Raw genomic sequence first — 25,662 nt, forward strand, 5'->3', positions numbered from 1 at the left:
TCCGTCTCCGGTCCGCAGCCATAAAATCCCAAGGCCGCTTTCAGTTCTCCCGTTCATCTGCATCCTGATCGTGGCGCCCTGTCCGGATGGCATCTGTTTGCGCCAAACCCGATGCTGTAAAATCCGGCGGCCGCGCGCTTGGACGCGAAAGGAGCAAAGCAGCAGGAGCGACCTTTCGGTCGCTCCTGCTGCTTTGCTCTCGTTCCCTGTTGGAACATTTATGCGGCATTCGAAGAAAGCATTTTAACATCATCGCCGTGGATGGTGATGTGATCCGGCAGGCAAGCGCACGCGCCCTGCGGGTCGGAGATGCTGGTGAATACCAGCGGATCCATTTTCATGGTGTCGTTGTAGTTGATGACGCCATCGCGGCTGCGCCCACGCAGTCCCTTGGAGATCGGTCCAATGTACATGTTGTACTTGCCGGTGCTGAGCTTCTCAACGGTCACTTCGGTGAAATCGTCGAACTCACGGAACTGGAAGCGGGGGCTTTTGCTGTTCGGGGTATAGGCAATGAAACGTTCGGTGGTGATGCAGTATGCAACTTTGTTATGCATCTTGCGGATGGCCAGGAACGGGGAAACCGCGATGTAGGCGGCAAGCACAGTGCAGAAGATGCCCACATTGCGCAGCAGGGTTGGCTCGAGTTCTTTGGCCGGGCCGTAGCTGAAGCTGTACCAGCCGGTGAATACCAGAAGCAGCACGCTGACTGCCCACATGGTGAAGATCCTTCCGGGGAACGGTTTTTCAAAAAGCTTGATGTCTTCCGGTTTTCCCTGCCAGACAACCTGCTCGTTTTCGCGAAGTCTTTCTTTCAAAATCTGATTCATAATGCTCTCCCTTTCTCAATTTTGGTGCAATCGCTCTGTGTGTTTGGTTTTCGGATAGATTTCCGGGCGTTTTCCCGTTCCGGATCCGGGAAGTCACCCTATGCTCATGCCTGCCGCCTCTTCTGCCGCTAGGGAAGAAGCGCGATTGGCAAAATCGCCTTAGGTATCAAATACTTCTGCCGCCCGACGGAATTTTTCCGCCGTCTGGGGGTCGCCAAGCTGTTCATAAGCATCCGCCAGCAGCTGATAGATCTGCGGGTCCGCCGGCGACTGCGCCAGCGCCGCCTTGAGCTTGCCGAGCGCTGTCTGCCCGTCGCCGTCCTTCAGCAACCGGCCGACCTCTTCCCGCAGCCCGCTTCTGCGCTGTGCGTCCAGCGAAAGCCCTTCAAGCACCGACCGCAGCCGGTCGGCGGTAAACGGTTTTTGCAGATAGGCCATTGTGCCCAGCTGAGTGCATTCCACTGCGTTTTTCACGGTCGGATAAGCCGTGATGATGATGACCGGGGTCCCAATACCGCGTGCGCGGATTTTGCGCAGCACCTCGGTTCCACTGAGCTCGGGCAGCTTGATATCGAGGAAAATCAGATCGAACTTTCCTGTGCAGATCGCTTCATAACCCTCGCGGCCATTCGCCGCTGTCTGCACCTGATAGCCGTCAATCTCTAAGCATTTCGTCAGCATCAGCCGGATATTCTTCGTGTCGTCCACGACCAGTACCTTTTTCATCGTCCCGTCCTCCTTTCGGTGAAACCGGCAGCGTGAAGATGAATTTGCTGCCGTGATCCATTTCGCTTTCGCACCAGATTCTGCCGCCGTGTGCGGCAATGATGCTGCGTGCGACCGCAAGGCCGAGTCCGCTTCCGCGCATCTCCAGATCATAGCTGGTGACCTGGACATATTTGTCAAAGATGCGCTCCAGGTATTCCTTTGGGATGCCGACGCCGGTATCTTCCACCTCCACTGTGATATGGTCCGCGTCCGCATAGGCGCGCACCGTGATGGAATCGCCTTCCTTGGTGTATTTCACCGCGTTGGAAAGCAGGTTGTTGATAACCCATGTGATTTTCGCGGGATCCGCCGAAATGGCTGGCAGTCCCTGCTCCAATTCACTTGCAAGGGCCACGCCGCCATTTTTGGCGAGCGGCCCGAATTGCCGAAGAGGTTCCTGTATGATCTCTTCAATCCTACAGGGTTCATAGTGGTAAATCGTACTGGAGGATTCGATTCGCGAGAGCTCCAGCAGGTCGCTGACCAGGTTGCAGAGCCGTTCGCTGTCCTCCCGCAGAGTCCCGACGATCTCCTGCTGGTCGCCGGTCAGTTTCCCGACCGCATCGCTCTCCAGAAGATCGATCCCCATGACGATCGATGTGAGCGGGGTTTTGAACTCGTGGGAAATGGTGGCGATAAAGTCGCTGCGTTTGCGGTCAAGGGCTTTGAGCGCCGTAATATCATAAAGCACGATGATCGCCGCATCGGGACCCACCTTCCCGTCATAATCGAGCGGAGTCACCATGACGTTGAAAAATTTGGCATTTTCGCCGTTTCCCAACCGGACGACCTGCTCAGAATATGTATGGGATCTGTAATCCACTTTGGAAAATTCGTTGAGCCGGCTCTGCCAGACAACCTCCAGGAAATGGCGGCCAACCGCGTCTTCCATCGGGATGCCAAACAGCCGCTCAAACGACTGGTTTGTCAGGGTTACTTTCGATTCGCGGTCAAGGATGACCATCGGTTCGGTGATGCTGCGCACAATCGCGAAGGTCCGGTTGCGCTCGCCCAGCAGTTCGCCCATGGTGCTCTGTTCAAATTCCATCAGCCGCTGGGTCATGTTGTTGAATTCTGCGGCCAGCACCCCTAATTCATCCTCAGTCTTGACGTTCGATTTGCGGTTCATATTGCCCTGCCGGACCGCCCGCAGGTTTTGGGTGATCTCATAAAGCGGTTTAAAGAGCTTATCGGTATACATCCGCGAAGTGAAGAAGCTGATAGCCACCGCCAGCAGGAAAATGAGCGAAAGCATGAAGGTCGAATGCTGGACGACGTCTTTTGCTTCCTGTTTGCGGGCGAAGAGCGCTGTCTCATTGGAAGCGACCAGCTCGCCCATCGCGGCCTTCACTTCCGCAATCTTGGGGACTACCTTTTCGGTGTAATAACGGTATTCTTTCTCCTGCCCGCCCGCTTTGAGCATTTCTGGAAGCATGGCGGTAAAATCGTCGTAGGTGGTTTTGATGTTGGTGATCATCTCCATCTCACGCGGGATGATGATTGTGTTGTATTCCTTTTGGCAGTTGGTTTCAAAAATTTCCATCTGCTCCTGATATTTGGAGCGCGCCACCGCCTGATCCTGTGTATAAAAATAGTCTAAAAGGATGGCATTCTGCGTATTGAGCGCCTCTTTCATCTGGTCCAGACGCTGGATACTGTTGTAATTTGTGACAATCAGATTGTCGACCGCCTTGCTGATCTGATACATGCTCATCAGGGAGTAGATTCCCAACAGGACGATGATCACCACCAGGCTGATATAGACGAGCGACACCTTACTCTTGAGTGTTTTCAGCATATTCTTCCACCGTGCCGGACAGGGAAGGTGGAAGGGCTTCCCTGTCCGGATCTTTCTTGGTCGTTTTCCCTTTCTGTAGTCAGTATACTCCCGGGGCGCCTCCCCTTCAATTGGAGATATATTGACGTACGCCGAGTTATCGGGAGATTTCCGAAGAATAAAAGATTTAAGCCGAATAAACCCCTCGCAAACATACTGCAAATCCTCCTAAATCGCCGATTTTCATTCTTTCATTCTTTTTTATCAAATGTTTGTGAAACTTGCCTTCTTTTCAAAATTTCTCTTGTGTAAAATCGACAAAACAGGGGACAGGCGGTTGCCTGTCCCCTGTTTTTAATCGTGCGAAGCACTCCTTATCCCAAATCCGCCGCCAAAGGCGGCGGGCCATCGCAGATGGCTCCCCACGGGGGATGCGAAGGGGGTATGTAATCCCATTCGAACGGCCCCGCGCCATCAGCGCGCTCCTGAGAACGCCGCGCAGCGCAGGCTGGGCGGCGTTCCGGGAAGGCCGTCTTTAGCCGCCCAGCGTTACATCCTGCTTCTGATACCAATTGAGCGCATCATAAAAATCCTGCGCCGTGAAATCCGGCCAGAGGCTGTCCACCACATAAAAGTCCGCATAGACCGCCTGTACCGGCAAAAAGCCCGAAAGTCTGCGCATCCCGCCCCAGCGGATCACCAGGTCAATCCGGGATATGTCGCTGCTATGCAGGTTTTCGATGAGTTTCCCGTTCTTTTTCCCGTCATAAAGCGCTGAAAGATCCCATTCCCAGCCATAATTCACCAGGAAGTTCAGCTTGATCCCACCGCCGGCGATTTCGGTGCGGGTGGTATATTTACGCAGTATGGGTGGGAAGTTCTGAGATTCGGTGTTGCCGCAGACCAGCAGCGAAACGCCCTCCTGCGCAATCAGTTGCACCGCGTCCACACAGGCCTTGGAAAACGCGGCAAATTGTTTGGCCGGACGTTTGCAGTTGTCGGTGGTAAATCCATAATAGGTAATCTCTTCTACCCCGGCCTCCTTTGCAAGCCGCAGAAGCTCCAGGCCAGGCTTCAGCCCAAAGGCATACCCCTCGTCTTTTTCCCGGCCCTGTCCAGAAGCCCAGCGCCGGTTCCCATCCGGGATAATGCCGATATGTTTCGGAATTCTCAAACGATCACCCTCTTCATTCTATATGTAATGATTATACCATCTCTTTCGACAGATGAAAACAGGAAAACGTAAAAAAAGGCCGCCAGCCGGGAAGCGGGCAGCCTTTTGCGGCTTTTGGGGAGAAAATGCCGCAGAGCCATTGTCCCTCTGTGTACGATAAAATATAATTTATCATAATCTTAAATCTTTCTCCCATTTATATCATTTTTCCTATATTTTTTATAAATTGTTGTTATTTTTTGGCAAATATTGTATAATAAAAATGAAATAAATACCTGGAGGTAAAATCGTGTTATTCATTGCTCACCGCACTGAGGATGGCCGCGAACAATCCCTCCGCAGCCATCTGCGCGGCACAGCTGAGCGCGCCGCGGCCTTCGCCGCTCCTTTTGGCGCGGACAGACTGGCCTACCTGCTTGGCATGGCGCATGATATTGGGAAGTATTCGGACGCCTTCCAAAAGCGCATCCGAGGCTCCAACCTGACGACCGACCACGCGACCGCGGGCGCGCAGGAGGTGAACCGCCTATGCGGCGCGCTCCCGGCCTACTGCGCCGCCGGACATCACGGGGGCCTGCCGGACGGCGGCGCCCGGGGAGATACCAATGACCAGTCCACCCTGTCCGGCCGGCTCAAAAAGCATGTCGCGCCTTACGATGCGTTTGCCGCGGAGGTAACGCTGCAAAAGCCGGTATTCACAGCGCCGCGTATCCTCGGACAGGGGGGATTCACCGTGTCCTTCTGGGCGCGTATGCTCTTTTCCTGCCTGGTGGACGCCGACTTTCTCGACACCGAGGCGTTCATGCAGGGGGGCGCGCCGCCGCGCGGCCAGCCGATGGACGCAGACCTGCTGGCGGACAAGCTGAACGCTTACATGGAACGATTTCAAAAACCCAAAACACCGCTCAACTGCGCGCGCTGCGAAATCCTGCGCGCCTGCCTGGAGGCGGGCCGTTCCCAAGCCCCCGGCCTGTTCACTCTGACCGTCCCCACCGGCGGCGGCAAAACGGTCGCCACGCTGGCATTCGCGCTGGAGCACGCCAAAAAGTACGGAAAAACACGCATCATTTATGTGATCCCCTTCACTTCTATCATAGAACAGACGGCGGGCAAGTTCCGCGAGATTCTCGGCAATGAAAATGTGCTTGAGCATCATTCCAACGTCGATTTCGACGATGATGAAAACGACCCTGCCAGCACGCTTAAAAAGCTGGCGGCTGAAAACTGGGACATGGGGATCGTGGTGACCACCGCGGTGCAGTTCTTTGAGTCTCTGTTCTCCAACCGGCCGTCGCGCTGCCGCAAGCTGCATAACCTCACCGACAGCGTCATCATCTTTGATGAGGCGCAGACCCTGCCGCTCCCATACCTGCATCCCTGCGTGCGCGCCGTCGCTGAACTGACGGCCAACTATGGCGCGTCCTGTGTCCTCTGCACCGCGACTCAGCCTGCGCTGTCCCCGCTGTTTGAGGCAATCTCGCCCGCGCTGCGGCCGCGCGAGATCGCGCCTCCTCTCGATCCTGCCGTTTTCCATCGCGTAACCTTTCAGCATCTGGGCCAGCTGTCCGACGACGCGCTGGCCGCGCGGCTGAACGGACACGAACAGGCGCTGTGCATTGTGGGCACCCGCAAACAGGCGCAGGCCGTGTTCCATCTGCTCACGCCGGAAGGCAGTTTCCATCTCTCCACCCTGATGACCCCCAGCCACCGCCGCGCGGTACTGAAAAATATCCGCGCACGGCTCAAAGAAAACCTGCCCTGCCGGGTCGTTTCCACCAGCCTGATTGAAGCAGGCGTGGACGTGGATTTCCCGGTGGTCTACCGTGCCGAAGCCGGATTGGACTCTGAAATTCAGGCTGCCGGCCGCTGCAACCGCGAAGGGCGCCGGCCGGCCGAGGCAAGCATGGTCTACCTATTTACCCCTGACAGCGCCTATACCGCACATCTGCCGCACAGCCTCCAACGGCCGCTCCGGCTGGCGCAGGAAGTTACGCGCGGCAGGCACGCGTTGGACGCGCCCGAAACCATCGAGCAGTATTTCACCGCGCTTTATCGGTACAGCGGCAGCGAACTCGACGCGAAAGAGATCGTACCCGCGCTGGAGGCGGGCGCACGCACCGCCAGCTTCCCGTTCCGCACTGTGGCGGATGCGTTTCACCTTATCGAAAACGACACGCGCGCGGTGCTCATCCCGCGCAGCAAAGAGGCAGCTGCGCTGGCCGCCCAGCTGCGCGCTGGACAGCGCAGCCGAGACCTGTTCCGCCAAGTCGGACAGGATTCGGTCAATATCTATCAGAAACATTTTGAGGCCCTGCTTGCGCGTGGTGCGCTTGAGGTGCCCGACGAAAGCGCCGCCATCCTGACCGACCTGTCATTATATGATGAAAATACCGGTCTGGCGCTGCTGGCAGATACGGGTATGGGGATCTTTCTGTAGCAAAACCGGGAGGGCGGATGTCCTCGCATCCGCCCTCCCGGTTTTGTCCAGTATAGAATACTCTCTCAATTTCAATCCCCATTTTTGATTTCCGCTACGAAATCGCAAATGACGTACTCAGTATACCCATTTTTGTAAGAATAATCAAATAATTCTTTTAATATTTATATTATATTATACTATCTTAGAATAAAACTTTGCGATATCATTTAAGTAATCCACGGGAAAGGAGGAAAATTCTGTGGTGGAGTCATGGAAAATCGGCGGCCGGTTTCATCGGCCGCCGCCCCTTTTAAAAATTTTAACAGGCGAGGTGAGAATTTTATGAGTCAAGGTATCCAGGTGGAGGTCTGGGGGCCGTATGCGCTTTTCACCCGACCGGAACTGAAGGTGGAGCGCGTCAGCTACGACGTGATGACCCCCTCGGCGGCGCGCGGGCTGATCGAAGCAATATCCTGGCACCCCGGACTGAAGTGGGTGATTGACCGCATCCATGTGCTGAACCCCATTGCCTTTACCAACATCCGCCGCAACGAGGTCAAAGACAAGATCCTGGCCAGCAATGTGCGTTCGGTCATGTCGGGCGCCGATAAGCCGCTGGCCATCTATACCGGCGAGAGCATTCAGCAGCGCGCATCCATGGTGCTGACGGATGTGCATTATGTAATTGACGCCCATTTCACAATGAGCGACAAGGCCAATCCTTCGGACAACGAAGGCAAGTTCATCGACATCGCCAGGAGGCGCCTGGCCCGTGGGCAGTGCTATCATCAGCCCTGCTTCGGCTGCCGAGAATTTCCCGCCAGCTTCCGCGCATGGGAAGGCGGCCCCATCCCAGCCATCCATGAAACGCGTGATCTGGGACTGATGCTCTACGATATGGACTACAGCAACCCGCGCGATATCCAGCCCATGTTCTTCCGTGCACGATTGGAAAACGGCGTGCTGGAGGTTGCCGGACAGGAGGTGCTGCGATGATTCTGCAAGCGCTTTGCCGTTATTATGACGCGCTGGCCGCGCGCGGCGCCATTTCACAGCCCGGCTGGTGCGGCGTAAAAGTCTCCTTCGCACTCTCCATTGATGAACAGGGCGCCCTGCGCGGCGTGATCCCCCTCAAGGTGTCCTCTTCGGACGGCAAGAAAGAACTTCCTCAAGTGATCGAAGTTCCCGCGCAGGCGAAAAGGGCTTCCGGCGTGTGCGCCAACTTTTTGTGCGACAACAGCTCTTACTTTTTCGGCGTGGACGGCAAGGGAAAGCCGGAACGTTCGCTCCAGTGCTTTGCCGCCGCAAAAAAGCTGCATGAGGAGATCCTTTCAGAGACGGACAGTCCGGCTGCACGCGCGGTACTTGCCTTTTTTGCCCAATGGCAGCCCGAAACCGCCCTCTCCCATCCCGCTCTCGCATCCTGCATTGACGAAATCATAAAGGGCGCAAATCTGGTCTTCTCGGTGAACGGCCTGTATCCACAGCAGGACCCTGCCATCCGCGCCGCCTGGCAGGCCCATTCCATGAACCGATCAGCGGGCGCGGCTGCGGGGCGCTGCCTGGTCACCGGCAGAACCGGCGCGGTTGCCCGCCTGCACCCTTCGGTCAAGGGCGTGCAGGGCGCGCAGTCGAGCGGCGCGTCGCTGGTATCCTTCAACGCGCCCGCGTTTGAGTCCTACGGCCACGAAACTGTGGACAACACCGGTCAGGGGCTCAATTCACCGGTCTCAGAGGCGGCCGCCTCCGCCTACGGCGCCGCGCTCAACCAGCTGCTCAGCGACCGCAGACATGTGCAGTACCTGGGTGATACGGCAATCGTCTGCTGGGCGGAAGATGCCGAACCCCTCTACCAGGACATCTTCTGCGGGGCGCTGTTCGGCGGCGCGGAGGATCGCATCACACAGGAGGATCTGTGGGGCGTGGTGGCCGCGCTCGCGGACGGAGGGCTGGTCGATGTGGACGGCATCCCCGTGCATCCGGAAAACCATTTTTTCGTGCTCGGGCTCGCGCCAAACGCCGCGCGGCTGTCGGTGCGATTCTTTCTGCAGGACACCTTCGGGAATCTGCTCATCCATGTGCAGGAGCATCACAAACGGCTGCGCATTGCCAAACCCGCTTACCTTGAAAACGGCGCGCTGCCAATGTGGAAACTGCAAACGGAGATCGCCAATCCCAACAGCCGTGACAAAAAGGCGGTCTCGCTGATGATGGGCGCGACCATCCGCGCTGTGCTGTCCGATGGGAATTATCCGGCCTCCCTGTTTGCGCAGACCATGCTGCGCATCCGCGCCGAACAGGCGGTCACCTATGGGCGCGCCGCTGTTTTGAAAGCCTTTTTCCTGCAAAACACCCACTTTCATATTCCAGAGGAGGTTTTGACCGTGGAACTGAACGAACAGAGCACCTATCTGCCCTATCTGCTCGGCAGGCTGTTCGCGGTGCTCGAACGGGTACAGGCGGACGCCAATCCGGGCATCAAATCGACCATCAAGGACAAGTACTTCAACAGTGCGTCCGCCACCCCCGCAACCATCTTCCCGCTGCTGACCAAGCTCTCGCAAAGCCATCTGCGCAAATTGAGCACCGGCCTGCGCATTCACTATGAGAAGCAGATCTGCGATATCGAAGGCCGCATCCGCCAAACGCTGCCCGCGCGGATGTCCCTGCCCGAACAGGGCGCCTTCCATCTGGGCTATTACCACCAGGTACAAAAACAGTTTGCCGGCAAACCGAAGGAGGAAATGTGAAATGAGCGAACCCATCAAGAACCGTTATGAATTTGTCATCCTGTTCGATGTGGAAAACGGCAACCCCAACGGCGACCCTGACGCGGGCAACATGCCCCGGCTCGATCCGGAGACCGGCTACGGGCTGGTGACCGACGTCTGTCTCAAGCGCAAAATCCGCAACTACGTCGAAACGGTAAAGGAGGACGCCGCGGGGTACCGCATCTACATCAAGGACGGCGTTCCGCTCAACCGTTCGGACGCCGAAGCGTTCGCACATTGGGAAATCGATGAAAAGACCATCAAGGAAGTCAAAAAGAGGAACCCCCAGCTCGACGAGAAGATCCGGGACTTCATGTGCCAAAACTTTTACGATATCCGCACCTTCGGAGCGGTTATGACCACCTTCGTGAAAAACAATCTGAACTGCGGGCAGGTACGCGGACCGGTGCAATTGGGCTTCGCCCGTTCCATCGACCCAATTGTCCCGCAGGAGGTCACGATCACCCGTGTTGCCATCACCACCGAGACAGACGCCGAGAAAAAAGGCACCGAAATGGGGCGCAAGCACATTGTCCCCTATGCGCTCTACCGCTGCGAGGGTTATATTTCAGCCAACCTTGCCCGCAAGACCACCGGTTTTTCAGAGGAGGATCTTGCCCTTCTGTGGCAGGCGATCCTCAATATGTTCGAAGTTGACCATTCGGCCGCGCGCGGCAAGATGGCCGTCCGCCAGCTGATTGTATTCCGGCATGACAGCGAACTGGGAAACACGCCCGCCTACCGGCTGTTTGACACGGTCAGCGTTTCCCGAAAAGAAGATGTGGTCAGTCCGCGCGCTTACAGCGACTATACCGTGACGGTCGATACCGCCGCACTGCCCGAAGGCGTGTCCTGCACGCAGATGGTGTGACCAGCCGGCAGGAAGAAGATTATCTCCCGCTATCCGGCCTACAGCATTTCGCTTTCTGCCGCCGGCAGTGGGCGCTAATCCATATCGAACGGCAGTGGGCGGAAAATTTGCGCACGGTTGAGGGACAGCTCCTTCACCAACGCGCCCATGATGAAAAGCAGATGGAACGCCGCGGAAACCTGCTGACCGCGCGCAGCCTGCGGGTCGTATCCCACCGGCTGCGCGCGCAGGGAGTGTGCGACGTGGTCGAATTTCATCAGGACCCGGCAGGAATCACGCTGGCCGGACAAGACGGGACCTGGCAGCCTTATCCGGTGGAATATAAGAAAGGCCGGCCAAACGCTTACGGCGCGGATGAATTGCAGCTCTGCGCACAGGCGATCTGCCTGGAGGAGATGCTGCTATGCAGTATTGCCGAGGGCAGTCTCTTTTATGGCGAGCCGCGGCGGCGCACCCGAGTCAATCTGGATGCGCCGCTGCGTCAGCGGGTGGAAGACATGCTTGGGGAAATGCATGCCCTGTATGCACGCGGGTATACCCCAAAAGCCACTCCATCCAAAGGGTGCAATGCCTGCTCGCTCAAAGAGGTCTGCCTGCCGAGGCTCGCGAAAGCACCCCCGGCATCCGCTTATCTGCGGATGCACCTGCCGAGGGAGGAGGAAAGCTTATGAGAAAATTCCTCAACACATTGTTCGTCCTGAGTGAGGACAGCTATCTCGCGCTTGAGGGCGAGACCGTATTGGTTGTGGCGGACGAGCAAAAACGCGGACAGTTCCCGCTGCACACACTGGAAAGCATCCTTTGCTTTTCCTACAAAGGCGCAAGCCCCGCCCTGATGGGAAAATGTGTGCGCGACGGGATAAATCTGGCTTTCCTCACACCACGCGGACGCTTCCTCGCGCGTGTCAGCGGAGAAAATCCCGGAAACGTGCTGCTGCGAAAGGCACAGTACCGTTTATCCGACGACGAAGGGCAAAGCTGCCACTACGCCCGCAGTTTTGTGTTCGGCAAGGTGTACAATGGACGATGGAGTATCGAGCGCACCCTGCGTGATCACTTGCTGCGTGTTGACAATGAAGCGCTTGGGCATGCTTCAGCGCTGTTGGCCGACAGCCTGCCCGCCATTCTGCAGGAAACCAATCTTGACGCGTTGCGTGGCTTGGAAGGCCAGTCGGCGGCTATATATTTCGGCACATTTGACGCGCTGCTGCTCAATCAACGTGAAACCTTTTCTTTTACCGGACGTTCGCGCCGTCCGCCGCTTGACCCAACCAATGCCATGCTTTCATTTGCATACAGCCTGTTGGCAAATGCCTGCGCGGGTGCATTGGAGAGCGTCGGATTAGACGCTTATGTTGGCTTTTTGCATCGCGACCGCCCTGGCAGGTCGTCGCTTGCCCTCGATTTGATGGAGGAACTGCGGCCACTGCTCGCTGACCGGTTTGTCGCCACGCTGATTAATAATCGCGTCATGCGTGCTGAACACTTTGAGTGCCAGCCGAGTGGTGCAGTGCTGTTGACCGACGAGGGACGCAAAATCTTTCTGGCTGCCTGGCAGAAACGCCTGGCAGAGCCGCTCACCCACCCTTATTTAAAAGAAAAGCTGGTTTGGGGATTGGTGCCTTATGTACAGGCGCTTCTGCTTGCCCGTTGTCTGCGCGGCGATCTGGATGCTTATCCGCCGTTTTTATGGAAATGAGGGGATAAAATGCTGGTCTTAATCACTTATGATGTCAATACAGCCGATACCGCCGGACGCAAACGGCTCCGGCAGGTCGCTAAGCAATGCGTCAACTACGGGCAGCGTGTGCAGAACTCCGTATTCGAATGTTTGCTTGATCCCGCGCAATATCGTTTACTTCAGTCCCGATTAGTAGCTATCATAGACAAGGAAAAGGACAGTCTGCGTTTCTACCAACTGGGAAACCAATATCAGGACAAAATCGAACATTTCGGTTCAAAATTCACCTACGAACCAGAGGGCCTGCTAATGGTGTAGTGGTGCGAATAGCAAGCTGTCACCATACCCTCGATAGGTTCGCACCGTTTTTCTCTTTCAGATCCCTGTCGATTTGTCATAACTGCCGTCTCGTATCCGATTATGGATATGATTTTCTTTTGTTTTTTAGATGTATGTCCCAAAAAAATTTTCTTAATTTATACAACTTTGCTGTCGCGCTCCATGCGGAGCGCGTGGATAGAAATCCTCTGGCCCGGATCCGTATTGAGTAAAAAAGCGCGTCGCGCTCCATGCGGAGCGCGTGGATAGAAATAGCAGCAGCGGCGCATTGGTTTTTCCCGCGTAAGTCGCGCTCCATGCGGAGCGCGTGGATAGAAATTTTTCTCCAGTTTTCTCACCTCCTTCGGCGCAAAATGTCGCGCTCCATGCGGAGCGCGTGGATAGAAATATGACTTCGCCCACCAGCTTGATTGCTGGGTCGGAAGTCGCGCTCCATGCGGAGCGCGTGGATAGAAATAAATAATGTTGCCTATGCCGTGTTTGTCAATAACGGGTCGCGCTCCATGCGGAGCGCGTGGATAGAAATCCCTGCCGATATCAATATGCTGCGTGGATCGGGGGTCGCGCTCCATGCGGAGCGCGTGGATAGAAATGTATTTCATGTCCTTTTCTTTCTCCCTGCTACGGTCGCGCTCCATGCGGAGCGCGTGGATAGAAATTTTTCTTGTTTTGCACTTTGTAAAAAAGATCAGTGGTCGCGCTCCATGCGGAGCGCGTGGATAGAAATATTTCAGCGCGTGGGGACAGCTTTGCAATTTTAAAGTCGCGCTCCATGCGGAGCGCGTGGATAGAAATAGGGGATAACTGGAGTGTAAAGACCTTTCTCGGCAGTCGCGCTCCATGCGGAGCGCGTGGATAGAAATGTCTTTTACCCGCTTTCCAAATAAGATGGTGGTAGTCGCGCTCCATGCGGAGCGCGTGGATAGAAATTGGAAGAAGACGGAAAAGATCAATAAGGTTTCGCGTCGCGCTCCATGCGGAGCGCGTGGATAGAAATTGCATAGTCTTGACAGGCTCTCACCTGTGCGTCGGTCGCGCTCCATGCGGAGCGCGTGGATAGAAATCGGTTGATGGTCTTGCCCCAGGTGCCGGATCGCCGTCGCGCTCCATGCGGAGCGCGTGGATAGAAATAACGACATCACCAGCCGGTATCTGTCCCGCCAGAGGTCGCGCTCCATGCGGAGCGCGTGGATAGAAATCTCTCAAGCAGCACCCCAACAGTAGAAACAGGCGGGTCGCGCTCCATGCGGAGCGCGTGGATAGAAATTTTGCCTCCGTCCATCCTGGCACCGCACTCATCACGTCGCGCTCCATGCGGAGCGCGTGGATAGAAATTGTCTGTGCGTGGTATTCGTCCACCGTCTTGATCGTCGCGCTCCATGCGGAGCGCGTGGATAGAAATCGAACTATAATATAACTAAGCTATTGAGGCAACGTCGCGCTCCATGCGGAGCGCGTGGATAGAAATAGCGCTGAAGAAGGACAAGACTGCGAAAGCGATCAAGTCGCGCTCCATGCGGAGCGCGTGGATAGAAATCGACCACTCTCAAAAGGCAAGCAACCAATGCGCTGTCGCGCTCCATGCGGAGCGCGTGGATAGAAATAGTTGGTTGGCACTTACAGAATAACATGTTTTTGTCGCGCTCCATGCGGAGCGCGTGGATAGAAATTGGGGATGGACGACGACGGTCTTAGAGCCTCGATTGTCGCGCTCCATGCGGAGCGCGTGGATAGAAATTAACGCTACTTCCCCATCCTCGCGCTCTTTCAACGTCGCGCTCCATGCGGAGCGCGTGGATAGAAATAATACGTGCGGGAAATGCAGGCAGATAAATTAGTGTCGCGCTCCATGCGGAGCGCGTGGATAGAAATTTTCATTAAATAGAAATATGCTCTTTAACCCCGAAGTCGCGCTCCATGCGGAGCGCGTGGATAGAAATGCTTTCCAGGTGGGAAGAGGAACTAGGGCTTGAAGTCGCGCTCCATGCGGAGCGCGTGGATAGAAATAATAAATTTATAAATGACGAATCTCGTATCATGGGTCGTCGCGCTCCATGCGGAGCGCGTGGATAGAAATCGCAAGAAACTTGAAATGCTTCTGGGCGACTTCGAGTCGCGCTCCATGCGGAGCGCGTGGATAGAAATAAAGCGATGGATGGGAATATACCGTCTACCGCAAGTCGCGCTCCATGCGGAGCGCGTGGATAGAAATCGATTCAGCCATTGCCAATAAGCTCATTGGTTTCATGTCGCGCTCCATGCGGAGCGCGTGGATAGAAATCAAAAGTATCGGTTTGCATCACTTGACCGCTTCGCGTCGCGCTCCATGCGGAGCGCGTGGATAGAAATCTCAAAAAGCCTTGTGAGAAAATCGTTTGGAAATTTGTCGCGCTCCATGCGGAGCGCGTGGATAGAAATACTGTGAAGTTCGTCGGAACGATAGGAATACCGCGTCGCGCTCCATGCGGAGCGCGTGGATAGAAATACTGGAATCACTTCTGAGTGGCTATATCTCGGGCAGGTCGCGCTCCATGCGGAGCGCGTGGATAGAAATTGGTAATTTAAAATTGTTTGCGCCCCATATGATTGTCGCGCTCCATGCGGAGCGCGTGGATAGAAATCCCGCGACTGAAAGATCTTGGCACGGGCTTCCGAGTCGCGCTCCATGCGGAGCGCGTGGATAGAAATGAACCAAATATCTCCCGCACGTGGATAGAGCGCGCGTCGCGCTCCATGCGGAGCGCGTGGATAGAAATATCACGTAGTGCACCATACGCACATTACAGTCAAACGTCGCGCTCCATGCGGAGCGCGTGGATAGAAATGGACATGCCTATTCCCGACTTTCAGCGCATTAAAAGTCGCGCTCCATGCGGAGCGCGTGGATAGAAATTTCGCCTGATGATACCATACAGGATTCGGAAATGGTCGCGCTCCATGCGGAGCGCGTGGATAGAAATTTCATAGCTTTGACCTCTTTCTCTATTGATATTTGTCGCGCTCCATGCGGAGCGCGTGGATAGAAATTACGGACGGTACGCAAGAAACAATAAACTGTCGCTGGTCGCGCTCCATGCGGAGCGCGTGGATAGAAATCCCATTTTAGGCCCTCCAACAACTGCGCGCGGGTCGTCGCGCTCCATGCGGAGCGCGTGGATAGAAATCATCTGATTTTCATTCTCTCGTTGGTCCTCATCGTCGCGCTCCATGCGGAGCGCGTGGATAGAAATCGCGGCGGTTGGCATGCTATATGCATTATTGATTGTCGCGCTCCATGCGGAGCGCGTGGATAGAAATCCGGATTCTTTGGTTGCCGACCTGCTCAAGAACGGTCGCGCTCCATGCGGAGCGCGTGGATAGAAATTGTGACCTCCCTGACAAATACGACCTGGAAACCGGTCGCGCTCCATGCGGAGCGCGTGGATAGAAATCTTTTCGGGTTGTTGCTCTGTTTTGGATTCTTCCTGTCGCGCTCCATGCGGAGCGCGTGGATAGAAATAAACTTAAAGGTCCATCGCGCCCCACAATGCGGACGTCGCGCTCCATGCGGAGCGCGTGGATAGAAATTTCTTGCTTTGCCCAAAATTACCGCCTCCTCTCCTGTCGCGCTCCATGCGGAGCGCGTGGATAGAAATCGGGATGCTTTTTACAAGGATCTGCGGTATAATGTCGCGCTCCATGCGGAGCGCGTGGATAGAAATAGGGCTTGGGATTCGTTGGTGGGATAGACGAGTTTCGTCGCGCTCCATGCGGAGCGCGTGGATAGAAATAGTTCCAGCCGCAGGGAAGATTCCCCCCAATCTGGTCGCGCTCCATGCGGAGCGCGTGGATAGAAATGCTTAAACTCTCTGCTAAGATTGTCATGGTTAAAGTCGCGCTCCATGCGGAGCGCGTGGATAGAAATCAATGCCGTCACCTGCTGTTCCGCCTCTGTATGCAGGTCGCGCTCCATGCGGAGCGCGTGGATAGAAATTCCTTTTTTAGTTCCGTCATGGACGGCACGGGCGTCGCGCTCCATGCGGAGCGCGTGGATAGAAATTATGCGTACTTGTAATATTAGTTTTTATGGGAAGTCGCGCTCCATGCGGAGCGCGTGGATAGAAATCTACACCCATAAACTAGCGTCTACCTATTCCGCCAGTCGCGCTCCATGCGGAGCGCGTGGATAGAAATATCAAGATGATTGAGCGTCTTTACGCGAAAGACCCCGTCGCGCTCCATGCGGAGCGCGTGGATAGAAATAAATCTTTGTGGTTCTCCCGCATCCAAGTATTGTCGTCGCGCTCCATGCGGAGCGCGTGGATAGAAATCGTCTGTCCTGACTTCCCGGCAGCCCGAGAGATTGGTCGCGCTCCATGCGGAGCGCGTGGATAGAAATAAAAAGCATCAGACAATCAACAAACCAACGCCTGGTCGCGCTCCATGCGGAGCGCGTGGATAGAAATCACAATCTCGAACGCGCTGACCGGCTGCGGGTCTGTCGCGCTCCATGCGGAGCGCGTGGATAGAAATCAGTATGCAACTGATTTGATCGACGTGCCGCTCGGTCGCGCTCCATGCGGAGCGCGTGGATAGAAATTTTACCGGATGAAGATGGCGGTTCTGGCGATGGCTCGTCGCGCTCCATGCGGAGCGCGTGGATAGAAATACCGTAGTGGAGAAGTATATATTTTCCCTTCTGGTCGCGCTCCATGCGGAGCGCGTGGATAGAAATAATTTTTCCTCATACCATTTGATCGCTTCACTGGTGTCGCGCTCCATGCGGAGCTCCTGGAACCTGCGCAAATGCAGTTTTATGCGTGTATTTATTTTAATACCAAAATGCACACCCCTTGGACTTTTCGCCTAAAGGGTGTGCATCTTTTGATTGTCCCTCGTAAACTGTAGCAATTTTGTTTTGGATGGTATTCCAACGATATTTTTACAATAGATAGTTCCCTGCGAACAGGTAATATCCGCTATCCACCAAAAGCATGACCGCAACGAGGATAAGAACTCCATAAAACAAATATGCGAAAACTTTCCCGTTCCTTTGCTTGAACTTTTCAACAAAATGAACCAGTTTTTCGAGCAGATTCATCTCGTTGGCGACATAAACGATCACAGCCATAAATTGGCTAACCAAAAACCACAGGGACAAAAGCGCCGCTGCCAAAAGCAAGCTCCCGGATTCACCGCCTATTAGAATCACAGCATAAAAAGTAGGGTCAGTAAAGCACGTCAGAGCAAATATAAACCCTGTAGCAATATATTTCAGCCAACTCCCATTGATGGATTGCTTTTCTTCCTTCTCTTTTCCCTTTGGTGCGGCAAAGCGTTTCCGAAGCACCCAAATCAGGATGAATATGGAAATAACAAAATTCAAAACAGCCCAGAATGGACTTTCGTCTCCAGGCATTATGCTTTTAAAAATATCTGCGGCAGCGGCTCCAAAAATCGCAGCTATAGATGCACCGATGCCAACGGAGAATCCCGCAAAAGATAAAAAGAATAGCGTGATTTTTGTTTTCTTCTCGCGCCGTAGTCCCATCAACAAAAGGTAGACCGCCGTAAATGGGTCTACCCCGAGAACCCCTAATCCAAAAGTACTGAGTAATTTATGTATCATGACGCCCCTTACAGTTTTTCGATTTTACACTTAAATGATTCCAGATAGCCAGAAATTAGACGGAGGATTTGTTTATGCTCCTCAGCAGTCATTTCCTCAAAAACCTCATTTTCAGCTTGTTCAATAGGAAGTATTTTTTCTCTCACAATCGCCTCCCCTTTGTTAGTAAGATAGATCCTCAGCTCTCTCCCACTGCCGGGCTGGAAATCAAGAAATCCATCATACTGTAACTTTTTCACGGAGGAATTTACAGTCTGCTTATTCAAAAGTGTATATTTATAGATATCCGTTTGTGTGCAACCATTTCCCAACACAAGCAGCGCCTGTAAAATAGCATATGCACTATCAGACAAACCTTGCTTCATAGCAATTTCGTGGTAGAATTCAACAATCATATTGTTCAGTCGGTCAAATTCTTGTAAGACTGGATGCTTTTTGTATTTCATATTCGTCCATCCTCCAGTATGAAATCATATTGAAATTATAGTATGATTTCATACTTATGTCAATGTATAAATTGTAAATTTCCCCCTCTAACCTTTCATTAAAAAGGCCACACACAAAACACAAACAGGCTCCATGGTGACCAATTTTAGTACCGTAGGGCCTGTTTTCGTTATAAGGGAAATGAAAGCTCTTGCAAATAGGGCTTAAAAAACTGAACCCCCGCGTCAATACTCATTGTATCAAAACGGGGATCCAGTTATGGTCGAGGTGACAGGATTCGAACCCGCGGCATCTTGGTCCCAAACCAAGCGCGCTACCAACTGCGCTACACCTCGATATTTCCAGCAGCTAAGGGAAATCCCTGCAGCTGCAACGTTTATGATAGCATATTGCCCGGGGACTGTCAAGCTTTTCCACCCTGCAGAACCTGGAAAGCCGCCCATAAGGGCGGCTTTCCGCTAAGAATTAAAATTCAAGTTTTGCTTTAATATAATCGCTGAGCGCTTCAATCTTGATGCGCTCTTGCTGCATGGTGTCACGATCACGAACCGTCACACAGCCGTCGGTTTCGCTGTCAAAATCATAGGTGATACAGACCGGCGTACCGATCTCATCCTGACGGCGGTAACGCTTGCCGATCGAACCGGCGTCGTCGTAATCCACCATATAATCCTTTGCAAGCTGGGCATAGATCTTTCCGGCTCCCTCAGCCAGTTTTTTGGAAAGCGGCAGAACGCACGCTTTAAACGGCGCCAACGCAGGATGCAGACGCATGACAACGCGCACATCCTCCTTGCCCTTGTCGTCGGTGCCAACGACCTCCTCGTCATAGGCACTGCACAGAAAAGCCAGCGTAACGCGTTCGACCCCGAGCGACGGCTCGACCACATAGGGGATGTACCGCTCGTTCGCTTCCTGGTCGAAGTAATCGAGCGTCTTGCCGGAAACCTCGCTGTGACGGCCAAGGTCATAGTTGGTACGGTCCGCGATGCCCCACAGTTCTCCCCAGCCGAACGGGAACAGGAACTCAATGTCGGTGGTCGCTTTGGAGTAGAAGGACAGCTCCTCGGGCGAATGGTCGCGCAGGCGCATGCCCTCTTTGTCCAGTCCAAGATTCAGCAGCCAGTTCTCGCAGTAACTGCGCCAGTACTGGAACCACTCAAGATCGGTGTCCGGCTTGCAGAAGAATTCGAGCTCCATCTGTTCGAATTCACGTACGCGGAAGATAAAGTTCTTTGGGGTGATCTCGTTGCGGAAGGACTTTCCGACCTGCGCGATTCCAAACGGAACCTTTTTACGGCTGGTTCGCTGAACATTCTGGAAGTTTACAAAGATGCCCTGCGCGGTTTCCGGGCGCAGATAGATCTCACTTTTGCTGTCCTCGGTGACACCCACAAAGGTCTTGAACATCAGGTTGAATTTTCGGATATCTGTAAAGTTTCCGCTGCCGCACTCGGGGCATTTGATGCCCTTCTCATGAATAAAATCCATGATCTGCTCATTCGTCCAGCCGTCGGCCAATTCGCCGGTCGCGTCCTCGATAAGCTTATCCGCGCGGTGGCGGGTCTTGCAGTCCTTACAGTCGATCAGCGGGTCGGAAAAGCCGCCCACATGGCCGGACGCGACCCACACCTGCGGATTCATCAGGATGGCGGAATCGAGGCCCACATTGTAGGGCGATTCCTGCACAAATTTTTTCCACCAAGCCTTTTTGACATTGTTTTTGAGCTCAACGCCGAGCGGGCCGAAATCCCACGCGTTGGCAAGCCCGCCGTAAATCTCCGAACCGGGATAGGTAAAGCCGCGGCTCTTACAGAGATTTACGATTTTTTCCATCGTCTTTTCACTGTTATTCATATCGGAAACATCCTCTCATCATTAAGGTATCCTAAGACCCTATTATATCGGCTCAAAGCCCCCTGGTCAAGGCATCCGCGGGAACTTTCCCGAAAGATTTCCCCTTTCCCCATAAAAAGCGGCCCGCCCAAAAATCGGCGGGCCGGCTGCACATCATGAACCTTCTTCCGGCGCGGACGGGGCTTCGCCGTGTGCCCGCTGCGCTTCGCGTTTGCGGGTGGCGCGGCCAATGAGGATATAAACGATGGCAAAGACCGGCGTGCCAAGCACCATGCCCGGGACCCCAAAGAGCCCGCCGCCGACCGTCACCGCGAACAGTACCCAGATGGGGGACAATCCCACCGAATTGCCAATAATCCGCGGCGCGAGAATGTTCCCGTCGATCTGCTGGACAACCACCACAAACAGGATGTACCAGAGCGCCCGCACCGGGCTGACCATGAAGATGATGATCACGCCGGGCACCGCGCCGATGAACGGCCCGAAAAAGGGGATCACATTCGTGATTCCCATGACCACACCGATCAGCATTGCGTACGGAAAACGGAAGATGGTCAGGCCGATGACGCTCACCACACCGACAATCAGCGCGTCAAGCAGCTGGCCGGTGACATAATTTGAAAAGGTCTGCGAAGCGATCTTAGCAGTCTCCGCGACCGTACCGGACGCTTTTTCCGGCAGGAAGGCGCGGTTCAGGCGGGAAAGCTGGGAGAGCAGCTTTTCCTTGCTGAGCAGCAGGTAGATCGAAACGATCAGCCCGATGACGAAATTGAAGACGCCCCCGCCCACCGAGGCGAGCAGATCAAGCATTTGCGGGACCATCTTGAGCAGCTGCGGAATGAAAGCCAGCATCTGGCCAACCAGGGTATTGAACCACTGGGAAATTTCATCCCAGACCGCCTGGTCAAGGTTCAACTCAAGCGACAGCCGCTCCGCAATCTGCTGCAGTGAAATGAGGTACCCCGGAATGCTGTTGCCCAGCTGGGTGAGGCTCGTTGCCAGCTGCGGCACCACAACGGTGACAAGCACCGAAATGCCTGCTGCCATCAGGAGGTAGGTACAGAGGATCGAAAGCGGGCGCGCAAGCCCGCGCAGCTTTTTATTTTGATGATGGGCAAAACCCTTAAAGAGCTTTTCAAAGGTCATCACCACGCCGTCCAGAATGAAGGCAATCACCAGCCCAATGATAAACGGCGTAAGCAGCCCGATCACTGTGCTGAGCAGGCCGGAAAGCCGGTGCAGGTTGCTCAGCCCCAGGTAAAGCACCACCGTGAATGCCGATACCATGCAATAGCCCTTGATTTTCTGGGAGTCCAAATTCGTTTCACTCCTGTCCATGTTCATTTTCTTCCAACTGCGGCCCAGGCCGGACAGTGCCGTCCGCGATCATGACGCCCGCCAGAATCAATGCCGCGCCAAGCAGCATCAGAATGGTAATCCGTTCCCGCAGAACAATGACCGAAGCGATCATCGTGACCATCGGGTTAAGATAGACAAAATTGTTGGCCCTGACCGCTCCAAGGCCGCGTACCACATGGTACCACAACACATAGCAGAGCGACGACGCCACCAGTCCCAGGAACAACAGGTTTCCCCAGACCACCGGTTCGCGCAGCACCGTGGGTTCAAACGGCCGCGGGTCGGCGGCTAGACAGGGGAGCATCGTAAGGATCGAATAAAAAAAGATCCTGCGGGTGAGGTGGACCGGCGGATACCGGGTATGTATCTTCCGAAGCAGCACTGTGTAAAACGCCCAGGAAAGCGCGGCCCCAACCGCCAGCAGATCACCGGCGGGGGAGAGCTTCAGAATGAAATGGCCATTGCCTACCACCAGGAAAATTCCACACATGGCGCAAAGAAATCCCAGAAGCTGGCTGCGGGAAAATTTTTCATCCCGGGTAAAAAGATGCGCCACCAGCGCCGTGAGGATTGGCGCGGCCGAAACAAGCAGGCTGACGTTTGAAGCCTGGGTGAAGGAAAGCGCAAAATTTTCTGCTAAAAAATAGAGGGTGCTCCCGCAAAGCGCCGCACCCAAGCAAAGAAGTTCCATCCGCCAGCCCTCTGACGGATGGATACGCGGGTAGATAAGCAAAAGCCCCGCGTATGCAATCAGATATCGCAGCACCATGATCTGAACCGGGGACAGGCTTTCCAAAAGCACCTTGGTAGAGACAAAGGTCGTTCCCCAAAAGAAGATGGTGATCAGCGCCAGCAGGATATAGAACTGTTGTTTCTTCATGAAGGATCTAATCCCATTCCGCCTGAAAATTTACAGCCATCATGCCTGGCTGGAGGAAAAATTGTTCCAGAAATCCTTCTGATCGAGGATCTCACCCAACTGGGTGAACAGCACAAGCCCCGCCAGCACAAGCGCTGCCGCGGCCGCCGCCAGGATGGTCCGTCTTGTCCTGCGCCTATGCTGGCGCGCTTTGTCACGCGCCTTATGAAAATCAATGATGTTGGGGTCACGGTCACGATCGGCGCCGCTGCGCTCAGTCCTCATCGCAGAAAACCATCCGCCAAATGAGATAAACGTAAGACGCCACGGCGGCGGCCCAGATGAAAGGCGCCAGCTTTCTGCAGGCTTTCGCCCAGTACATGCCGATCAGAGCACCGATTGAAAGCAGGCAAATCTTGAATACAGCCACATCCGATACGGTGAAGCGTTTCCAGCGGTCCATTCCCCAGCCAACAAAACTTTTGATTGCCAACATTGAAAACACCTCCGTCAATGCCGCGATGAACAAGCTTCTTACAATTTGAGTTTATCATAAAGAGACAGGCATATCAAATATAATTTGTAAATATCCGCATTCCCGGGTATAATTTTTCTATAAAGGGGGCTTTTGCGCGCTGCCGGCGCAAAAGCGGCTGCCCGACTGGCCGCCCCATAATTACGTTCAGACATTTGGAGGACAGGAACATGGAAAAAAACACCCTGCGCGTCGGGATGCGTAACGTCAAAACCGCGCTGGCGATTTTTGTCTGCCTGCTGCTTTATCAGTTTGTCCCGGGCAATGCGTCCTATGCATGTATCGCCGCGCTCATCGCCATGCAGTCAACGCTTGAAGAATCCTGGTCCCAGGGGCGCAACCGCCTGCTCGGGACGTTTATCGGCGGAATCTTTGGCGCGGCCTTCGCTTCGCTGCAGATTGCCGCCCGACTGCCGTTTTGGCGGATTGTGGCCATTTCGGCCGGTGTCACCGTCCTCATCTTCCTTTTGAACCTGATCGGCAAGCGCGGGGCAATTGTCATGGGCTGCGTCACCTACCTGGTGATTGTGCTTTCCCCGGCAGAAGGCAGCGTCTGGCTCTATTCGCTGTCGCGCGCGGTGGATAACGCCATCGGAATCCTGGTCGCGATCGGGATCAACCTTTCGATCCGGCCGCCCAAAAATCCGGACAGCTCCGAATCGGATGAAACGGCACAGGAACCACCCGAAACTCCGAACACGGACAGCCGGGAGTCCGACCCAAAGGCTTGACGCAATAAAAAAAGCAGGATGCTTTCCCATCCTGCCCGGCATATCGTTTTTTCATTCCCGCGACGCGTTTTCCAACAGGTGACGAACAATGGCCTCCTTGGCCAGCGCCGCTGTTAAAAAGTCCTCTTTGCTTCGGGTGATATACTGAGCCGCTTCCCGGAAGTCCTGCACAGTAAACTGTTCTTCGGAAAGCGACAGAATCTGATCCGCCTGTTTCGGGGTGATGGCCGCCATTGGAAGATCCGACAGATACTGGCATCCCAGCAGGTTTGTCAGGTGCTCAAGGAGCCCCATACCGGTTCACCTCACATTTTCATCACTACTGTAGAAAGTGTATCATATATTTCGCCAAAAATCAACAATAATAACTATAAATAAATCTATAAGTATCTGTATATATTTAGTTATCGCTCTTAAAATAAAGCCGGGTGATAGTTATGGGTGTTGATTATTCCGCCATCGGCCGACGGATGAAACAAAAGCGCAAACAGGCGGGAATGACACAGGATAACCTTGCGGAGAAGCTTTCCGTTTCAGTGGGGTATATCAGCCAGATGGAGCGCGGCGTCACCAAAATCAGCTTGGAAACGCTGTCGCGGATTGCCGTAGCGCTGGATTGTGATATCACTGAGCTCATCAGCGGGGTTTCCCTGCGGGAAGATAACTATCTGCACGAAGAGATCGAAAATGCCTGTCACAGGCTGGGCCCTCACCAGCGCCAGCTTCTTTTGGAAATCGCGGACGTCATCGCAAAATATTAAAAAAGGCGGGCGGCTTGAAGCCGCCCGCCTTTTTTACGTTTCAGCCAGAAAAGACGCGCTCCCAGTCAAAATCACCGGAAACGTCCCGGCTCACCGGCCAGTCAGCGCACCAAGCGGGGACGCGCGGGCATTCCACCCGGTCAATGCTGGGCGTATAGGGTTTCAGATCCAGCACCGGGCTGCCATCCTGCGCATCGATATAGTCCAGCCCAATCCTGCCTGCCTTCAGATCCAGACAGGTAATTGCGGCGCAGGACAAGGCCACCGGATTCGGCCGGCGTGGGGAACGGGTGGCAAATACGCCCAGCCGGTCCGGACCAGCCCGGTATGGGGCGCGTTCCAAAAGGGTCGCGCGCGCGTCCGGACCTTCGCACTGGTCGAACCACCAGAGCACCTGGATATGGCTGAAGCCCTCCAGTCCCTCCATCGCCGGACGATACATTTCATCCAGCAAAACTTCCATTCCGTCCGCATGGGTCACAACCCTGCCAATGGGATACAGTTCTTTTGTTTCCATAAATAAAGCCTTCTTTCCGGTTTATTTACGGCGCCGTAATTCCATTATAGCAGGCGTTTTGGATACTAAAAGCCCTTTTTACAAAAAAACAGCGGCGCCCGCATGTTTGCGGACGCCGTTTTGTTTTTTAGAATCTGTCCTTCGGGACATAGGAGGTATGCAGCACTTCGTGCGCGGTATGCGAACCGAACTCCCCAAAATATTCCTCGTAGATCTTGAGCAGCGAGGGGTTCTCGTGGGATTTGCGCATCGGCATATTCTCATCCGCGTCGTAGAGCGCTTTGGCGCGCAGCGCCTTCAGGTCCACGAAGTTGCGCACGCTCGCCGGCTGTACCGGCTGGGCGCCGCCGGTGACGCA

Annotated in this window: 22 protein-coding genes, 1 tRNA gene, 1 pseudogene and 1 CRISPR repeat array; of the genes and pseudogenes, 9 read left to right on the forward strand and 15 right to left on the reverse strand. The window is 54.6% G+C overall.

Features of this window, described 5'->3' with window-relative positions; all coding sequences use genetic code 11:
- Nucleotides 1–218: 218 nt before the first annotated feature.
- From DWV16_RS07465 to uppS, 4 genes are all read right to left on the reverse strand, one after another.
- Complete coding sequence (locus DWV16_RS07465; RefSeq protein WP_066456026.1) at nt 219–830, reverse strand: hypothetical protein; 612 nt, start codon at nt 828–830, stop codon at nt 219–221.
- A 159-nt stretch (nt 831–989) separates the two neighbouring features.
- Entirely contained in the window at nt 990–1,556 is a 567-nt protein-coding gene (locus tag DWV16_RS07470) for a response regulator (RefSeq protein WP_066456025.1), read from the reverse strand.
- A complete protein-coding gene (locus DWV16_RS07475) occupies nt 1,486–3,396 on the reverse strand; it encodes a HAMP domain-containing histidine kinase (protein ID WP_066456023.1) in 1,911 nt (636 codons plus the stop codon). The genes DWV16_RS07470 and DWV16_RS07475 overlap by 71 nt, the downstream gene beginning before the upstream one ends.
- 514 nt (nt 3,397–3,910) lie before the next feature.
- The gene (gene uppS / locus DWV16_RS07480) at nt 3,911–4,549 is read right to left on the reverse strand and encodes a polyprenyl diphosphate synthase (protein ID WP_066456021.1); all 639 of its coding nucleotides are present in this window, start codon (nt 4,547–4,549) and stop codon (nt 3,911–3,913) included.
- 289 nt (nt 4,550–4,838) lie between these two features.
- Between uppS and cas3 the strand changes: the two genes are divergently transcribed.
- The 7 genes from cas3 to cas2 all read left to right on the forward strand — a co-directional run bounded on the left by cas3 (nt 4,839) and on the right by cas2 (nt 12,609).
- The gene (cas3, locus tag DWV16_RS07485; protein ID WP_118478533.1) at nt 4,839–6,986 is read left to right on the forward strand and encodes a CRISPR-associated helicase Cas3'; all 2,148 of its coding nucleotides are present in this window, start codon (nt 4,839–4,841) and stop codon (nt 6,984–6,986) included.
- 324 nt (nt 6,987–7,310) lie between these two features.
- Nucleotides 7,311–7,964, forward strand: a complete 654-nt coding sequence (gene cas5c, locus DWV16_RS07490; protein WP_118478637.1) for a type I-C CRISPR-associated protein Cas5c — start codon at nt 7,311–7,313, stop codon at nt 7,962–7,964.
- Nucleotides 7,961–9,718: a type I-C CRISPR-associated protein Cas8c/Csd1 gene (cas8c, locus tag DWV16_RS07495; RefSeq protein ID WP_118478535.1), complete on the forward strand. Its 1,758-nt coding sequence runs from the start codon at nt 7,961–7,963 to the stop codon at nt 9,716–9,718. Before cas5c ends, cas8c begins: the two co-directional genes overlap by 4 nt.
- Before the next feature lies 1 nt (nt 9,719).
- Nucleotides 9,720–10,610 carry a type I-C CRISPR-associated protein Cas7/Csd2 gene (cas7c, locus tag DWV16_RS07500; RefSeq protein WP_066456012.1) on the forward strand — a complete coding sequence of 297 codons (891 nt, stop codon included), beginning with the start codon at nt 9,720–9,722 and terminating at the stop codon, nt 10,608–10,610.
- Entirely contained in the window at nt 10,607–11,281 is a 675-nt protein-coding gene (gene cas4, locus DWV16_RS07505) for a CRISPR-associated protein Cas4 (protein ID WP_066456010.1), read from the forward strand. The genes cas7c and cas4 overlap by 4 nt, the downstream gene beginning before the upstream one ends.
- Nucleotides 11,278–12,309 carry a type I-C CRISPR-associated endonuclease Cas1c gene (gene cas1c / locus DWV16_RS07510; RefSeq protein WP_118478537.1) on the forward strand — a complete coding sequence of 344 codons (1,032 nt, stop codon included), beginning with the start codon at nt 11,278–11,280 and terminating at the stop codon, nt 12,307–12,309. Before cas4 ends, cas1c begins: the two co-directional genes overlap by 4 nt.
- A 9-nt stretch (nt 12,310–12,318) precedes the next feature.
- On the forward strand, nt 12,319–12,609 hold the full coding sequence (cas2, locus tag DWV16_RS07515) for a CRISPR-associated endonuclease Cas2 (RefSeq protein ID WP_066456005.1): 291 nt from the start codon (nt 12,319–12,321) through the stop codon (nt 12,607–12,609).
- Between the two features lie 173 nt (nt 12,610–12,782).
- A CRISPR array of direct repeats spans nt 12,783–17,412; the repeat unit is 33 nt; unit sequence GTCGCGCTCCATGCGGAGCGCGTGGATAGAAAT.
- A 139-nt stretch (nt 17,413–17,551) separates the two neighbouring features.
- Here cas2 and DWV16_RS07520 read toward each other — a convergent pair.
- The 8 genes from DWV16_RS07520 to DWV16_RS07555 form a co-directional block, all read right to left on the reverse strand.
- Nucleotides 17,552–18,238, reverse strand: coding sequence for a hypothetical protein (locus DWV16_RS07520; protein ID WP_118478539.1), 687 nt, complete (start codon nt 18,236–18,238; stop codon nt 17,552–17,554).
- A gap of 8 nt (nt 18,239–18,246) precedes the next feature.
- Nucleotides 18,247–18,684: a MarR family winged helix-turn-helix transcriptional regulator gene (locus DWV16_RS07525; protein ID WP_066456002.1), complete on the reverse strand. Its 438-nt coding sequence runs from the start codon at nt 18,682–18,684 to the stop codon at nt 18,247–18,249.
- 260 nt (nt 18,685–18,944) lie between these two features.
- Nucleotides 18,945–19,020 (reverse strand) — tRNA-Pro (locus DWV16_RS07530).
- A 130-nt stretch (nt 19,021–19,150) separates the two neighbouring features.
- On the reverse strand, nt 19,151–20,542 hold the full coding sequence (locus tag DWV16_RS07535) for a glycine--tRNA ligase (RefSeq protein WP_066455999.1): 1,392 nt from the start codon (nt 20,540–20,542) through the stop codon (nt 19,151–19,153).
- Nucleotides 20,543–20,695: 153 nt separating this feature from the next.
- Entirely contained in the window at nt 20,696–21,880 is a 1,185-nt protein-coding gene (locus DWV16_RS07540) for an AI-2E family transporter (protein WP_161940188.1), read from the reverse strand.
- On the reverse strand, nt 21,867–22,781 hold the full coding sequence (locus tag DWV16_RS07545) for a DMT family transporter (protein ID WP_066455991.1): 915 nt from the start codon (nt 22,779–22,781) through the stop codon (nt 21,867–21,869). The genes DWV16_RS07540 and DWV16_RS07545 overlap by 14 nt, the downstream gene beginning before the upstream one ends.
- 39 nt (nt 22,782–22,820) lie before the next feature.
- Nucleotides 22,821–23,045 (reverse strand): hypothetical protein, encoded by a 225-nt coding sequence (locus DWV16_RS07550; protein ID WP_066455988.1) that lies wholly within the window; start codon nt 23,043–23,045, stop codon nt 22,821–22,823.
- Nucleotides 23,035–23,256, reverse strand: a complete 222-nt coding sequence (locus DWV16_RS07555) for a hypothetical protein (protein WP_066455985.1) — start codon at nt 23,254–23,256, stop codon at nt 23,035–23,037. Before DWV16_RS07555 ends, DWV16_RS07550 begins: the two co-directional genes overlap by 11 nt.
- Before the next feature lie 209 nt (nt 23,257–23,465).
- Between DWV16_RS07555 and DWV16_RS07560 the strand changes: the two genes are divergently transcribed.
- Entirely contained in the window at nt 23,466–24,026 is a 561-nt protein-coding gene (locus DWV16_RS07560; protein WP_118478541.1) for an aromatic acid exporter family protein, read from the forward strand.
- A 51-nt stretch (nt 24,027–24,077) separates the two neighbouring features.
- On the opposite strand, the gene DWV16_RS07565 is transcribed toward DWV16_RS07560, so the two are convergent.
- Nucleotides 24,078–24,320, reverse strand: a complete 243-nt coding sequence (locus DWV16_RS07565) for a hypothetical protein (protein ID WP_066455976.1) — start codon at nt 24,318–24,320, stop codon at nt 24,078–24,080.
- Nucleotides 24,321–24,463: 143 nt separating this feature from the next.
- Between DWV16_RS07565 and DWV16_RS07570 the strand changes: the two genes are divergently transcribed.
- On the forward strand, nt 24,464–24,787 hold the full coding sequence (locus tag DWV16_RS07570) for a helix-turn-helix domain-containing protein (protein WP_066455973.1): 324 nt from the start codon (nt 24,464–24,466) through the stop codon (nt 24,785–24,787).
- Nucleotides 24,788–24,827: 40 nt separating this feature from the next.
- Here DWV16_RS07570 and DWV16_RS07575 read toward each other — a convergent pair whose 3' ends face one another.
- Together DWV16_RS07575 and DWV16_RS19555 are read right to left on the reverse strand one after the other, a co-directional pair.
- Complete coding sequence (locus tag DWV16_RS07575) at nt 24,828–25,304, reverse strand: SAM-dependent methyltransferase (RefSeq protein WP_066455970.1); 477 nt, start codon at nt 25,302–25,304, stop codon at nt 24,828–24,830.
- A 127-nt stretch (nt 25,305–25,431) separates the two neighbouring features.
- Nucleotides 25,432–25,662 (reverse strand): annotated as a pseudogene (locus DWV16_RS19555) (iron hydrogenase small subunit); the annotation flags it as partial.

It is taken from the genome of Anaerotruncus sp. AF02-27 (genome assembly GCF_003465835.1).
Lineage (GTDB): Bacteria > Bacillota > Clostridia > Oscillospirales > Ruminococcaceae > Anaerotruncus > Anaerotruncus rubiinfantis.

Excerpts from the sequence above, each read along its gene's own strand:
- cas2 (WP_066456005.1), top strand. The coding sequence starts at position 12,319 with ATGCTGGTCTTAATCACTTATGATGTCAATACAGCCGATACCGCCGGA.
- DWV16_RS07555 (WP_066455985.1), bottom strand. The coding sequence starts at position 23,256 with ATGTTGGCAATCAAAAGTTTTGTTGGCTGGGGAATGGACCGCTGGAAA.
- cas1c (WP_118478537.1), top strand. The coding sequence starts at position 11,278 with ATGAGAAAATTCCTCAACACATTGTTCGTCCTGAGTGAGGACAGCTAT.
- DWV16_RS07520 (WP_118478539.1), bottom strand. The coding sequence starts at position 18,238 with ATGATACATAAATTACTCAGTACTTTTGGATTAGGGGTTCTCGGGGTA.
- DWV16_RS07550 (WP_066455988.1), bottom strand. The coding sequence starts at position 23,045 with ATGAGGACTGAGCGCAGCGGCGCCGATCGTGACCGTGACCCCAACATC.
- DWV16_RS07535 (WP_066455999.1), bottom strand. The coding sequence starts at position 20,542 with ATGAATAACAGTGAAAAGACGATGGAAAAAATCGTAAATCTCTGTAAG.
- DWV16_RS07525 (WP_066456002.1), bottom strand. The coding sequence starts at position 18,684 with ATGAAATACAAAAAGCATCCAGTCTTACAAGAATTTGACCGACTGAAC.
- DWV16_RS07465 (WP_066456026.1), bottom strand. The coding sequence starts at position 830 with ATGAATCAGATTTTGAAAGAAAGACTTCGCGAAAACGAGCAGGTTGTC.
- DWV16_RS07570 (WP_066455973.1), top strand. The coding sequence starts at position 24,464 with ATGGGTGTTGATTATTCCGCCATCGGCCGACGGATGAAACAAAAGCGC.
- DWV16_RS07575 (WP_066455970.1), bottom strand. The coding sequence starts at position 25,304 with ATGGAAACAAAAGAACTGTATCCCATTGGCAGGGTTGTGACCCATGCG.
- DWV16_RS07560 (WP_118478541.1), top strand. The coding sequence starts at position 23,466 with ATGGAAAAAAACACCCTGCGCGTCGGGATGCGTAACGTCAAAACCGCG.
- cas5c (WP_118478637.1), top strand. The coding sequence starts at position 7,311 with ATGAGTCAAGGTATCCAGGTGGAGGTCTGGGGGCCGTATGCGCTTTTC.
- DWV16_RS07565 (WP_066455976.1), bottom strand. The coding sequence starts at position 24,320 with ATGGGGCTCCTTGAGCACCTGACAAACCTGCTGGGATGCCAGTATCTG.
- cas8c (WP_118478535.1), top strand. The coding sequence starts at position 7,961 with ATGATTCTGCAAGCGCTTTGCCGTTATTATGACGCGCTGGCCGCGCGC.
- DWV16_RS07540 (WP_161940188.1), bottom strand. The coding sequence starts at position 21,880 with ATGGACAGGAGTGAAACGAATTTGGACTCCCAGAAAATCAAGGGCTAT.
- DWV16_RS07475 (WP_066456023.1), bottom strand. The coding sequence starts at position 3,396 with ATGCTGAAAACACTCAAGAGTAAGGTGTCGCTCGTCTATATCAGCCTG.
- DWV16_RS07545 (WP_066455991.1), bottom strand. The coding sequence starts at position 22,781 with ATGAAGAAACAACAGTTCTATATCCTGCTGGCGCTGATCACCATCTTC.
- DWV16_RS07470 (WP_066456025.1), bottom strand. The coding sequence starts at position 1,556 with ATGAAAAAGGTACTGGTCGTGGACGACACGAAGAATATCCGGCTGATG.
- cas7c (WP_066456012.1), top strand. The coding sequence starts at position 9,720 with ATGAGCGAACCCATCAAGAACCGTTATGAATTTGTCATCCTGTTCGAT.